The sequence below is a fragment of the Pedobacter endophyticus genome (genome assembly GCF_015679185.1).
Lineage (GTDB): Bacteria > Bacteroidota > Bacteroidia > Sphingobacteriales > Sphingobacteriaceae > Pedobacter > Pedobacter endophyticus.
On the sequence record NZ_CP064939.1, the window covers coordinates 3,095,192 to 3,109,380 of the forward strand.

Here is a 14,189-nt window from a genome sequence, read left to right on the forward strand (position 1 = left end):
TTAGTTTTTTTAGTCTATTGAAGCGGTTGCCTTTGTGGGCTTCCCGATCACCTTGTAATTACCATCGCCCTTTAATATGGCCAGTATCTGCGCTTGATTGGCAAACAGTTTCCTGGCAGCGGCCAGTTCCTTATCGTACTGAAAGCTTTGTTCTATCCTGCCTTTTTCGTAAAAATAACGGCTAATTATCTGTGTCTCCAAAACCCGCTTAATTTCAGCCTTGTGGCTGGTCAAATCGGTTTTTTTCGAAGAAGTTAACCTGGCTTTGAGATTATTGAGGTCGGTTTTTACTTCAACTGATTTATTTTCCTTTTCGGCTGATGCCTGCAATTCTGCAAGCAATCGTTCGGTGCGGCTTTGGTAGCTCAAATCTTTCTCAACCAGCGTATTCGCAAAAGCGGTATAATCGGCGTCGGAGATTTGGAAATCTTTTGCAGCTGCTAAACTCGGCTTTTGCTTTTTATATTGGTTTGCAAAGGCGAAGAACAGGTTTTTGTTAATGAGCGAAAGGGTAATGGGGCTTAACTTATCAGCGTCGACCACAATGTCGGGATAGACGCCATTTCCACTGTAAACGTTTCTGCCAGTTTTTGTGGGATACATCGTCATTGTAGAATCTGCAAAGCGTTCTGCCATGCCATTGGCATCTTTATGGGCGTAATCTAACTTTTGAATACACCTGCCTGATGGCGTGTAGTATTTTGCAACTGTTACTTTAACTAAGCTGTTATACGGCAAGTTAAACGTTTGCTGCACGAGGCCTTTTCCATAGCTTCGCTGGCCAATAATAATGCCGCGGTCTAAATCTTGCAAGGCGCCGGCAACAATTTCTGAGGCTGAGGCAGAATTGCCATTTACCAAAACAACGAGGGGCAAACTCGCCGCAACGGGCGCTGCAAAGGTTTTGTAGGTAATGGTTTTTTCAACGTTTTTCCCTTTTTGTGTAACCACTAATTGGTCTTTAGCTACAAAAAGGTTAACGATTTTAACGGCTTCTTGCAGAATCCCACCACCATTGTTCCTTAAATCGAGTACAATGCCCTTAGGGTTTTCTTTTTGAATGGCCATAAGTGCATCTTTAACTTCCTGCCCGGCATTTTCTAAAAATTTATCTAACTTAATGTAGCCTATGCCATCGCCCACCATACCTGAGTAGGATACGTTTGGCTGCTTAATCTCATCACGCACCAACTTTTTAGGCATCTCCTTGCCATCTCTCAATAAAATAAGGTCGACAGGCGTTCCTTTAGGGCCGCGTAAAAGTTGACTGACCTCAATCCGCTCTTTTCCCTTCACTGCGATACCATTAATGCTTACGATCTGATCGCCGGCTTTTACATCACTTTTATTTGCAGGATAGCCCTCGCTAACCTCATTTACAAACAACCTGCCCTCTATAAATACAGTGCTTGCCCCAATGCCGCCATATTGTGTGCTCACGTATTTAAGCTTATAATCTTCAATTTCAGATTCTGGAACGTATTCGGTGTAGGGGTCTAAGCTTTCCAACATGGCATCGATACCCGTTTTCATGAGCAGCGGAGCATTGGTGTCATCAACGTAATTGATATTGATCTCTTTGTATAATGAGGCGAAAATATCGAGGTTTTTAGATACCAGGAACAAATCTTCTTTAAAAGAAAAGGATAGGATAGCGAAGCCGAACGTGGCTGCTAAAAGACCGTATTTTAGTTTTTTCATTCCTTAAATGTTTTTCAGGCGGGCTTCTTCAAAATTGTATCGCTACCGATTTGATTGGCACAAGGGTAAATGTACAAAAACCAGCAAACATTAAAAAAGCTTATTGCTTTGAGGGCGTAAAATAACTACATCCGTTGACTGAAGTCAACGGCAATGATTGATATTTTGGAAAGAAGAGCTTTTAAGCGAATCGTCATTGCGAACTGAAGCGACGCCTAAGTAGGAGGGTGAAGCAATCTGGTTTCAATTTGTCCGAAGGAAAAGAAATTATTATCTTAAAGCCTGTTTCCTGTGGTATCGGCCAATGCCTTTTGGATAGTGAATATTTTTAACCGTTGACTGAAGTCAACGGCAATGAGATGAAGCTATGATACGCATTTTGAGTAGCAAATGATTTTTAGTCATCGACTGAAGTCGACAGCAATGAATGCTATTTCGGTGAATCGAATTCTTAAAGCCTGTTTCCTTTGGTATCGGCCAATGCTTTTTGGATGGTAAATTCGATGTAAGTGCGGTCGCGTTTTACCAGTCGCATTAAATCTGCTACCAACTGATCTTCGTTGCCTGGTGTAAAATCTAAGGGTTCGTTGGCCAGATCGCGGTACTTGCGCAAGAATTTGGTTTTTACCTTAAATGCGGTTTCGGGAGTAAGTTGAAAATTAGCCATACAGATTTATTTGCTGCAAAAGTAAAAAATATTTATATAGGTTGGAGCCATTTTATAGGAAAGTAAGAAAAGCTTTGCAGGTTTATTATTTCTTGCACGATAATTGTGTTAAATCGCCGTTATAAATCGAAAAATTTATACATCCCTATTTTAAACTAAAAGAAAATTATGAAAAAGATCATCCTATCTGTTGTTTTCCTAACTGTTTGTTGGGCAACATCACAAGCACAAACTTTTAACCTGGGTATTAAGGCAGGCGTAAACCTTGCAAAAATCAATGCCGATTTTGCCAAGGAAGAAAACAGGCTTGGCTACCAGGTTGGTGCATGGGCACGCGTTGGTGGTGCCAGTTTTTATGTACAGCCCGAAGCCTATATTGGAAGCAAAGGAAACAAGTTCATTAGCATCACCCAAACGGATGGCAATGAAGTTTCGGCAGAGGGTAAGGTGAAATTCACAACGTTAACGGTACCTGTTCTGTTCGGTACAAAGTTCGGAGCCAACAACCTTAACTTTCGCTTAATGGCTGGTCCGGCGATTTCGTTTGTACTGGATGAAAATTCGAGCTTCAGTTCTGCTTACCAGCAAGCAACTGATTTTAATGATTACAAAAACCAGGCTTTTGCCATTCAGGCGGGTGCGGGCGTTGATGTTGGCGCTATTTCTGTCGATTTGCGTTACGAAGCTGGCTTAACAAACATTAGCAACAGCGATAGGTATAGCCAAAAACAAAATGTGTTTCAGTTGAGCTTAGGACTTAAGGTTTTGTAGAAAAACCAGAATGAATAAAAGAAAGGCTGCCAATTTGGTGGCCTTTTTTGTTTCGTGTGGACACATCTTACTCCATAAGTCGTCATTCCCGCGCAGGCGGGAATCTTAAGGCTTTTCCATTAAGATCCCCAGTCAAGCTGAGGATGACGACCGTTCATAGTTGTCGTCCGATTTATTTGGCTAAACATTATTTTAAATGGCTGTTATTCAGTCGGCTATCGAAACATAAGCCCGGCCTCGCAATGACGGAAATAAAACGTCACCCTGAGCGGAGTCGAAGGGCTCATCTAAACGCCACAGACCTTGCGCTTCAAAGAAATAATAAAGCGAAAACTTTGTTAATTTAGTGCCTCCCTCAAACTTGTAAAAATGCCATTACAGCAGGCCGTTAACCTTAAAAAATGCTGATTTTTATAGAAATCATTAAAAATCATCCATGAAATATCTTTGTCTTTTTCTTTTTGCATTGCTGTTTTCGTTCACTGTAAATGCTCAAAATTTTAAATATGCCTTTGTAACCGACACGCATGTTGGTTCGCCAACTGGTGAGGAAGATTTAAATCGAACCGTTGCGGATATTAATGGGCTGAACGACATCGATTTTGTGATTGTAACGGGCGACGTAACTGAAATGGGCACCAACAACGAGCTTAAGTTGGCAAAGGGCATTTTATCGAAACTCAATAAGCCATATCATATCATCCCCGGAAACCACGATACGGGATGGTCCGAGTCGGGAGGGGTAAATTTTATAAAGGAATTTGGTGGCGATAAGTTTACGTTTGATTATAAAGGTTATCGTTTTATTGCCTGTGCTTCTGGCCCTTACGTAAGGATGAGTGATGGGCATATCCCCAGAGACGCAACTGTTTGGCTCGACAGCTTGCTCAAGGCAACACCTAAAAACATGCCGATTGTTTTTGCCAATCACTACCCGTTAGATAATAGTTTGGATAATTGGTACGAGGCAACGGATCGGTTGAAGAAATACAACATTCAATATGCCATTTGCGGCCATGGCCACAATAACCACCCCTACAATTTCGAAGGCATTGAGGCAACAATGGGTCGATCTAACTTAAGGGCGAAAGACAGTATTGGGGGTTATAATATTGTAACGATGACAAAGGATTCGGTGTTTTTTCAAACCAAAAAACCGACGGAGGAAGTTCTTCCCGCCTGGCGGAAGATTGCGTTGAAAACCTTTCGGCCGGATGCTAAAAAATACGAGCGTCCTGATTTTTCAATTAATACCAAATATCCGAATACCAAAGCGTTATGGACGTATCACTCAAACGCCAATGTAGTCAATACGCCAACTTTTACAGGCAACAATGTCATTTTTGGTAATAGTTTAGGATGGGTTGAGGCTTTAAACAAAAAAACCGGCAAAAAAGTATGGACATTTAAAACAAAGGGAGCTATTTATTCTTCGCCGGTGGCTGTGGGTAATCTGGTGATTTTCGGTTCGGGTGATGGAACTATTTACGCCCTGAATGCGAAAACTGGTAAAGCCATTTGGCAAAAGGCTACGGCCAATTCGGTGTTGGGCTCTCCTGTGGCTGCCGATGGGCATGTATTTATAGGCGGTAGCGACAATAATTTCAGAGCGCTGGATGTTAAAACGGGCAAAGAAATTTGGGCTTTTAATGGCGTTGAAGGTTCTATTGTTGGCAAACCGCTGATTTACCAAGGTAAGATTATTTTCGGCTCGTGGGGCAGGCATTTATATGCGCTCGATATAAATACAGGCGCTTTGGTATGGAAATGGGATAACGGTCACGCCAACAGGATGTTTTCGCCTGCGATGGTAACACCGGTTGCTTATAAAGGCATTGTTTACATTGCAGCTCCCGACCGGTATTTGACGGCGATTGACGCCTCGAACGGCAGCACGCTGTGGCGCAACAAGGAGGCTACGGTTAGGGAATCAATCGGCCAATCTGCAGATAGCACCATTATTTATGGCAAAACCATGCAAGATGAAATTGTTGCTTATAAGGCGCAGGCCCAAGATCCGGGCGTACTTTGGCGATTGAATGTAGGTTTCGGCTATGAACATGTTCCTTCTATGTTGATAGAAAAAGCCGGAAATGTGTTTTTTGGCACCAAGAACGGCGTTATTTATGCGATCGACCCTAAACAAAAAACCACCGTTTGGGCACATAAAATTGATAACTCAATGGTAAATACGGTAAATGTGATCGATGGCAAAAATGTATTGGCGAGCACAATGGATGGTAAGGTGGTATGGTTGGAAGTAGCCTCTTCCTAGCCTCTCCCTATCAACGTTTGTGGGTTACTTTCTGAAGTGCAGGTCCCTCTCCAGAAGAGAGGGAAACAAAGATCCTCTCCCTATCAACGTTTGTAATTTAGTTTCTGAGGTGCAAATCCCTCTCCAGAAGAGAGGGAAATGGAAGTACGTGGGTTCAACCCGCTGCCCTTCAAAAACCCGCTCTCCCGGAGAGGGCCATTACTGAAATTGCCTTACTACGTCCTTTCAAAGGGTGAGGCTTGAAAACTAAAAAACCTCCGCCAAACTTTATGTTCGACGGAGGTTTTAACATAATTAGTTGTTTACGTTACCATCCGGGGTTTTGCTGTAGCGTTCCTGCGGGGTACAAACTAATTTGGCCAGTTGGAATTGGCGACAAATAGTTCTTCGGGTCGACAAACGTTCTGGTTAAGTTGGCTGCGTACGGAATGATGTAACCTTGCGCATTTCTGAGCACCTTGCCATTATCGGGCACTTTGGCACCTAAGAAAGCATCAACATTTTTGGCTCTATCCAAATATTGTCCTTTTTTCCAGCGCAAAATATCCTGATATCTAAACCCGTTCATCATCAGTTCTACTCTACGCTCGCGTCTTATTTCCCACATTAGCGGCGAAACATCGGCATCTCTTTTAGGGTCTACAATGGTAACTCCACCCGCAGCTACGTTTCCGCCACCTAGCACAGTGAGTTTTGCAATTCCCGCCCTTGTTCTTAACAAGTTAATTGATTTATCCATGTCGGCCTGAGTAAAGGCTAGCTTGCCCAACTGATCTAAAATTGCGGTGATCTCAGCATAATTAAGTAAAACTTCGGAGTAGTAAAAAATCGGCGCATCGGTTTCATTGTACGGTGCCAACTGGTTCGACGCAGGGTTTAAAAACTTAGATGGACGATAACCTGTGCTTGAGCTGTAGCCATTTACCAAAGTTCCGTTATAGGCTAAAAAGTTATCAACGGTGGCCAACAGGCGATTATCTCTGTTTGTTCTCACAGCTGCAATGGTGTTATCTCCCTGATAAAGCGGCGATTGTCCAATTGGTAAACCATCGGTTGCAGGATACGCTTCTACCGCCGATTTCGTTAAGCCACTCATTTGGGTTGTGCTGTTGGTATAGCCAATTACAGAGTGAGTGAGTACGCCAGCCAGGTATTTTTTATAAAGCAGCACCTCCTTGTTACCAGCTAAATCCATCGAGCTGTAAATGCTTCTGTAATCGGCATTCAAGATATATTTTCCGGTCATCAGCTTTTCGCAGGCGTCTTTACCCTGAGTTAAAAACTTATCAGCATCTGGCAGCGACAATTCGGTATGGTACACCCTGTAAGAACCCTCAAAAAGACAGATTCTTGCTTTTAGGGCCAGGGCTACGTCGCGATTTACCGTATTGTCGCCATCGCTAACACGAATATTATCAACGGCATAGTTAATATCGCTCAATACGCTGTCCATTACCAGTTGACGGGTATCGCGGGGCTTGTAAATAACGTCGGTTTGCGCAACATCTAGCGATTTGCTAATGTATGGAACTCCGCCAAATGCTTTTACTTTACTGAAGTAATCCATCGCCCTGAAAAATCTGGCAATTCCGCTCCAGTGCTTTTTAGCCTCATCGCTCATTGGCACCTGGTTAATTCGCTCTAACATGATATTGGCTTTACGGATATAAGTCCAGTCCCAATCGCCCGATGTTGTTGGCGCTGTTAATGCAAAATTTTGGAACGTTGCGGCATTCTGATCATCGCTTAAGGTAGAGAAATAAAAATCGCCTGTTGTTCCTGTTCCAAAACCCGTAAACAGGGCATAAAAACCCCAGTTGTAAGTCCGAACGTTATTTTCACTTGTCCAGAAGTTGTCATCAGAAAACTGATCTGGTGTATCTACATTTAGATCTTTAGAACAGCTAATGCCTAAAATTGCAATAAATGCGATGTATATTGTTGATTTGATAAATTTCATGGCTCTTATTATAATGTTAAGTTAACACCGAAAGAATATTGTCTGTTAAACGGAAAGGTTCGGCCTGTATAACCAGCTTCGCCATCAGTCATTTCCGGATCTATTGGCGCACCAACGTTTGAAATTGTTGCAAGGTTCTGTCCACTTAAATAAACCCTGAATTTCTGAACCCCGTATTTTTTCAACCATGTGCTCGGTATTGTGTATCCAACGGTTACATTTTTCAATCGGGCGTAAGCAAGGTTTAACAGGTATTTAGATTGTGGATAAAAGTTGTTTCCACTGGCAGGGAAATTTGCAATTTTGGTTGCACTGTTGCCAATATACGGACGAGGATAAAACGCGTTTGGATTTGTCGGCGACCAGAAATCGAGCTGGTTGGCATACATAATATCGGCGTTGCCATAAGCAGGAATAATCATGGTTCCCAAGCCCCAGTAATCGCGTTTGCCAACGCCTTGAATGTACACATCTAAATCGAAGCCTTTATAGGTTCCGCCCAAACGAGCGCTGTATTGGTAGCGTGGCTGGCTATTGCCAATTACTTTCAAATCGCCGTGATCGTCTGCCGTACCTTTTCCCTGGTTAATTACACCATCGCCATTTAAATCCTTGTATTTAACATCGCCTGCTCCATAAACGAAGTTTCCGTTTTGAAGTGCAACCTGGCTTGGAGAGCTTTTTACCTCGTCGTCAGACTGGAAAAACCCATCCGTTTCAAAGCCCCATATTTCGCCATACTGCTGCCCTACATAATATCCAGGGTTCTGATAATTGGGGTTGTTCTGATAAATCAGATTAGATGGATTGTTCCATTTTGTAAATACCGTTTTGTTATCGGCCAAAGTAAGCGTAGCATAAAGGTTAAGATCTTGACTTACCGGATAGTTTAAATCCAAACTAATCTCGTACCCGCGGTTTCGAAAGTTACCAGCGTTAATTCTTGGTCCCGCAGAGCCAAAAGTGGCAGGAACAGAAGTTTGCTGCAACATACCTTTGGTATCGCGTTGATAGTAATCTACCGATAAGCCAACATAATTTTTCAAGAAACGGATATCAGCACCAACGTCTAACGTTTGAATTTTTTCCCAAAGTAAAGATTCTGCTACCGGAATTGGTGCCGCAATGCCTGTAGTTAATGTTGTTCCGGTTGGGGTAATCCAATTCACGTTTGAGGCAGCCATTAATGGGATATAAAATTGGCCGCCAACATTTTGGTTCCCTACTGAACCGTATGACGCCCGAAGTTTAATATCGTCAACATAGGGCTTAATGAAGCTCATAAATTTCTCTTCGGTAATGCGGTAACCTGCAGAAGCTGAAGGGAAAAACGCCCATCTGTCTAGTCTCGAAAAAGCCGAGGATCCATCGTACCGTCCGTTTGCTTCAAACAAGTACTTGCCTTTGTAGTCGTAATTAAAGCGACCGAAGTATCCTGCGTAAGCGCCTACCGGAAATAAGCCTGAACCGTGCGAGCCATTAGCAAGCTGGGTGCCAACCGCTAAATTGAGCTCTCCCCTGTCGGGATCTAAAACAGTATTTCTCGCTGCCGTAAACTGAACATTATCGTACGTTTCAGAGTTTACCCCGGCCGTAACCTTAATATTATGGTCGTTAGCAATTGTTTTCTGATAGGTAGCATAAGCATTAAGCGTATTTACCATATTGCGGGTTTCGCCGTAGCTTACCACATCTTGGGATGCCGAAGCAATGTTTGCGATAAGCGGCGGTGTACCCGCAGTCCAAAAATCGATTGCGTTAATCGGCCCGCCCACCTCATTTCTTAAGGCATTTGAACGGCCAATGGTGTAATCAGCACGGATACTTAAATCTTTGGTAAGCTTAATTGTTGCACCAAGATCAACACGACTGTAATTTTCGGTTAAGCTGGATCTTTGTGCATTTGCTAAATAAGCAGGCGTGTGTCTGAAATAATTTCCATTGTATTGGCCGTACGGGAAATAAGAGCCCCATCTCCAGAAATAATACCAATAGTTCTGATACTGATACGGATAATCGTATTTAAAGTTGCGGTACAGAAACTTTGCGTCAACATCTAACCATTTTGTGGCCGCAACGTTAATGGAACCACTCACATTATACTTGTTAAGCTCATCGGGGTTTAATTTGAAAATACCGCCTTCGTTTGCATAACCGCCGGATAAATAATAACCAATTTTTTCACTTCCGCCCTGCAGGCTCAAATTGTGGTTAGATTGTGCGGTATAATCTTTAAGCATCTCCTTTTTCGGGTCCCAAACCTTATAAAAGTAAACGCGTCCGTCAACGTAATCAAAATCCTGACCCAGAATCATATCGTTACCGGTATTTGTGGCGGCATATTTGTTTTGCCAGTTGGCAATACCATCGCGAAGCTTGGTTAACTGCATACCAAAGGTTTCGGGCGATGTAGTACCGGCCCTAACTGATGCATCGTAAAGCGCTTGCAACTCCGGAACAGGGTCTGAGAAATCGGCCAGCACTGTTGGCTTATTCCACGAAAAGTTGTTGGAGTAAGAAATTCTTGTTGGAATATTTTTCTTTCCTGATTTTGTTTTAATGAGCACAACACCAAAGGCGGCCCTTGCACCGTAAATTGATGTTGATGCGGCGTCTTTTAACACAGAAACACTTTCGATATCGGCAGGGTTAATGATCGAAAGATCGGGGGTTTCCACATTATCCACGATTATTAACGGCCTGCTATTGCCGTTTATCGATCCTACACCCCTGATGTTGATGTTTGGTCCGGCAGTTAATCCTCCGTTTCCGTAAGTAATGGTTAATCCGGGTACAACGCCTTGCAACGCTTTTGTCGGGTCGTTTAGGGGCTTGCTTCCAAAAGTTTTCTCTACATCAACAGTAGTTACGGCACCGGTTAAGTTTGCTTTCTTTTGGGTACCAAATCCTACTACAACCACTTCTTGCAGTCCTTGCGATGTTGATTCTAAAGTAACATTAATGGTATTGCTATTGCCAACGGTTTGCTCTTGAGTTGCGTAACCAATAAAGGTAAAAACAAGTACGTCGCCTTTGTTTGCCCGTATTGAATAGGCTCCGTTACCATCGGTTTGTGCTACAGTGGTTCCGGATTTTATTTTAATAGAAACTCCGGGAACAGGGCCATCGGGCGATGTAACCTTACCTGTTACGGTTACTTGTTGCGCTATAACCTGCGTGAGCAACAAGAAGGCACCCAGAATAGTTAACAGTAGTTTTTTTTTCATAACTTACTCGTTTAAGGATGAAATGATTTTAGGGTTTGTTAGTTTGTTTTCTAAACACGCACAATCACGCACATTATCAAAACAATAAGCTAAGGTCACAAATAGTTTCCACATAAAAATTATTCAACATACTATTTCAGAGTGTGTAACAAAAATTTTATCGCACAAAACCGCATAAACACGCAGAGGATTTGGTAGAGTTTGGATCATCGGATGAAGGTGTGTTCGGCCGTAGCGGGCTACATAATCCGTCATTTCAACCGCAGCAGGCTACACTAATCGTCCTTTCGACCGTAGCGCTCCACAGGAGCTCCTATGGAGGAGAATCTTTTAGAAACCTAAGTTCGATATTATTCCAGCCGAAAACTGCCTCAATCACACAGCCAAAACACCACGTCATTCCCACGCAGGTGAGAACCTTAATGCGGTGCGCTGTTTTTTGCATTAAGATCCCCAGCCAAGCTGAGGATGACGACCGTTCATATCAAATGTTCAATATGAGCCCCAAAAATGCACTTTAATTATAGAAATCAGATTAAGAGAATAGCTGGAGGGCGAGTATCTTTCCGTTGCGCTACAGTCGGGATGACGGGATGAATACCTACACGGATCGTCCTTTCGACCGTAGCGCTCCACAGGAGCTCCTATGGGGAGAAATCTCTTAGAAACCTGAGTTCGATATTATTCCAGCCGAAAACTGCCTCAATCACACAGCCAAAACACCACGTCATTCCCACGCAGGTGAGAACCTTAATGCGGTGCGCTGTTTTTTGCATTAAGACCCCCAGCCAAGCTGAGGATGACGACCGTTCATATCAAATGTTCAATATGAGCCCCAAAAATGCACTTTAATTATAGAAATCAGATTAAGAGAATAGCTGGAGGGCGAGTATCTTTCCGTTGCGCTACAGTCGGGGTGACGGGCAGACTACTTCATTAGCGTTAAACTTCCACTTAGCTTGCCACACTCGCCTTTTAAGTCAATTAAGTAATAATAAACCCCTGTAGGCAGCGGCTTCCCGCGGTAAGTCCCATCGAAAGGCGCTGCATAACCTTTTGAATAAAACACCCGCTCACCATGCCGATTAACAACAGAAAACTCGGCGCTTGGATAGTTTTCGGCCGCGGTGATTACCCACGCATCATTAACTCCATCGCCATTTGGGCTAAACGAATTGGGTACGACCAACGTTTCCCTTTTTAACGACCGAAAATCGATGAAATCACTATGTACGTCGCAATTGTATTTATCCGACACCAAAAGTTGGTAATTACCGGCTTTCAGCGCACTAAATGCGAGCTGCTCAGAAACCATATTTCTCTCCTGATCGATCCACTTATAACGGAACGGCTGAGTAGTACCTTTTACTTCCACGCCTGTAATGCTTATTGTTTGTCCATCGCAACTGGTAAACGTTTGCATTTTGGTTAAATCGATCACGGGGAGGTCGGCCTCACTGATGGTAAAACTTCCTGCTTCATTTGCGCAGCCATTGGCATCAGAAGCCATCAGGGTATAAACGCCGGGGAAAACGTTCGAAAGATCTTCGGTTGTAGCCACTTCATTTCCATCTCCATCGAGCCAGCTAAAGCGGGTGGGAACATCGGTTTGATAGCCGTTTATTTCGACGCGTCCATTTTTATTTCCGCAGCTCGATGGTGTGATCACAACGTCTTTTGTCATGTAGCTTTTGGTTTGATTGTTAACGGTATAAACGGGTGAAGTAACTTCGCAGGCACCGCTACCCGCCTTAAAAAAGTAAGTGCCTGCGGGTACATTAACCAAATCGTTGCCTGTAGCTATGATGTTGCCAGCAGCGTTGTACCAGCTTTTTTGAAGATCGTTGGCTACACCTATATTGGTAATGCTGCCATTTGATGCGCCGCAAATAGCATCGGTAATTTTCTTTTTCGAATCGTCTATCCCATTTCCACCGGCACTAATGGTAAAGTTGGCCGATTTCACATCGCAGGCTCCCAGCTGCCCGGCCTTTAAATAATAAGTTCCGGCACCAACGTTTTCTAAATCGTTACTTGTTCCAACCAGATCGCCGACCGTATTGTACCACTGAAAAACACTGGCATTATAGACCTTAATACCCTTTATACTTCCATTGGCCTCCCCACAAAAAACGTTTTGCTTTAGTACATTGGCATCGTTGAGTTCTGGCTTTGAGAAATTGGAGGTTGCACCATTGGCATCGGTACCCAAACTGGTCACTTTTCCGGTTACTGCACCCGTATATTGCCAGTTTCCGGCGCCATCGGTGTTTAAGGTAGCAAACCACGTTTTACCCTGGCAATCGTTACACTCATCAGTATAAAAAAGCTCGACCATTGCATTCGCGGCATACTTTCCACTTACCTGGCCTGCATTAATAACGTCTATTTTAGCCACATCAAGGGTTTGACCCTTAAAGGTAATTGCACCTTCGGAATTGCAGTACAAGCTATTTTTAAGGATCGAGATTGGATAGGAATTCTCAATGAGGATTGCCGTTTTATTGTAAGCGATATAATTGGTTTCGGCCGTTGTAGTACCGCCAATTATACTTTTGGTATTCGAAAAATTGATGTGAATCCCTGTTCCGTTGGCAAAGTTTTCGGTACCTAAGAAGCCTGTGCCAACTCTATTTCTGGCGATGATGAACCCACCGTTAACATAATCGACCAAAATGCCTTGTAATTGACCACCAATAACATTATCAGTGATATTTGGGATGCTTGTTGCGCCATTTACGTAAATTCCGTTTGCGGCTGGTGATGGTTTCAGGTTAAGCGATTTATCGAGCCCGATTACGTTGTTGGCAATTGTTATGGGGCCATCTGCCGAACCTAAAGCGATGCCATTGCGGGTGTTTGCAGCAATTAAATTGCCATACTCGGGCGCATCGCCTCCAATAGTGCTGTTTTTTAGGAAACTTAAATCTATGCCTGTTTCATTGGGCACACTGTTTAAACCATTTTCACTTAACCCGAAAATGTTGGCGGCTATCTCAATATTCTGTATATCTTCCCGTGAGGTTGTAAAAGGCGACAAAATTCCCGCGTAACAGTTACCGAAACAATTGGGCTTGCCGGGTGCACCGATAATAATGTTTGAGGAGCCTTTAAGATAAATCCCACCCTTTTTCTCATCGAGACTGCCTGCGGGGTCGGCCTTAAAGTTACTAAAGCTAATACCATATACGGCTACATTGCTTGCATGATCGATTTTTAACCCGTTAAAATAAGCTGCAACGGCCCGGACAAGTGATATCCGGATATTGGGATTGCCCAATAGCTCCGACGGTTGGCTTTGCCCATCAATCATAATGTTAGAAGTAATTGCCGGCAGCTCACTTTCGAGCGCAATGGTAATGTCGGTTAAACTAGTGCCTGGCAGATTGAAGTAAATATAATCGGTTTCTGTAGTTCCATTGTTATTGGCCAGGGTAATGGCATTGCGCAAGGTTCCGGCCCCAGCATCAGCATTTGAGGTTACCGTAAAAACTGCAGCTTTAAGGCTGGCCGCAAGTGTAAAAAGAATGAAAAACAGGGATAATTTTCTCATCAATTTCAAGCCTTGAATATACAAAAAAACCAAGT

General features: G+C 43.3%; 7 protein-coding genes. 2 read left to right on the forward strand and 5 right to left on the reverse strand.

All coding sequences use genetic code 11. The features are described from left to right. Window positions 1–9: 9 nt before the first annotated feature. Together IZT61_RS12525 and IZT61_RS12530 are read right to left on the reverse strand one after the other, a co-directional pair. Window positions 10–1,701: a S41 family peptidase gene (locus IZT61_RS12525; RefSeq protein ID WP_196097241.1), complete on the reverse strand. Its 1,692-nt coding sequence runs from the start codon at window positions 1,699–1,701 to the stop codon at window positions 10–12. Window positions 1,702–2,152: 451 nt separating this feature from the next. Beyond that, window positions 2,153–2,368 carry a hypothetical protein gene (locus IZT61_RS12530; RefSeq protein WP_196097242.1) on the reverse strand — a complete coding sequence of 72 codons (216 nt, stop codon included), beginning with the start codon at window positions 2,366–2,368 and terminating at the stop codon, window positions 2,153–2,155. A 168-nt stretch (window positions 2,369–2,536) separates the two neighbouring features. Here IZT61_RS12530 and IZT61_RS12535 point away from each other — a divergent pair, with 168 nt between their 5' ends. Both IZT61_RS12535 and IZT61_RS12540 read left to right on the forward strand, forming a co-directional pair. Then, window positions 2,537–3,139, forward strand: a complete 603-nt coding sequence (locus tag IZT61_RS12535) for a porin family protein (protein ID WP_196097243.1) — start codon at window positions 2,537–2,539, stop codon at window positions 3,137–3,139. 436 nt (window positions 3,140–3,575) lie between these two features. Next, window positions 3,576–5,414, forward strand: coding sequence for an outer membrane protein assembly factor BamB family protein (locus tag IZT61_RS12540; RefSeq protein WP_196097244.1), 1,839 nt, complete (start codon window positions 3,576–3,578; stop codon window positions 5,412–5,414). Between the two features lie 307 nt (window positions 5,415–5,721). Here the strand turns inward: IZT61_RS12540 and IZT61_RS12545 are convergent, their stop codons facing one another. The 3 genes from IZT61_RS12545 to IZT61_RS12555 form a co-directional block, all read right to left on the reverse strand. Next, the gene (locus IZT61_RS12545) at window positions 5,722–7,374 is read right to left on the reverse strand and encodes a RagB/SusD family nutrient uptake outer membrane protein (RefSeq protein ID WP_196097245.1); all 1,653 of its coding nucleotides are present in this window, start codon (window positions 7,372–7,374) and stop codon (window positions 5,722–5,724) included. Window positions 7,375–7,382: 8 nt separating this feature from the next. Then, window positions 7,383–10,601, reverse strand: coding sequence for a SusC/RagA family TonB-linked outer membrane protein (locus IZT61_RS12550; RefSeq protein ID WP_196097246.1), 3,219 nt, complete (start codon window positions 10,599–10,601; stop codon window positions 7,383–7,385). 928 nt (window positions 10,602–11,529) lie between these two features. Next, complete coding sequence (locus IZT61_RS12555) at window positions 11,530–14,154, reverse strand: gliding motility-associated C-terminal domain-containing protein (protein ID WP_196097247.1); 2,625 nt, start codon at window positions 14,152–14,154, stop codon at window positions 11,530–11,532. Window positions 14,155–14,189: the final 35 nt, after the last annotated feature.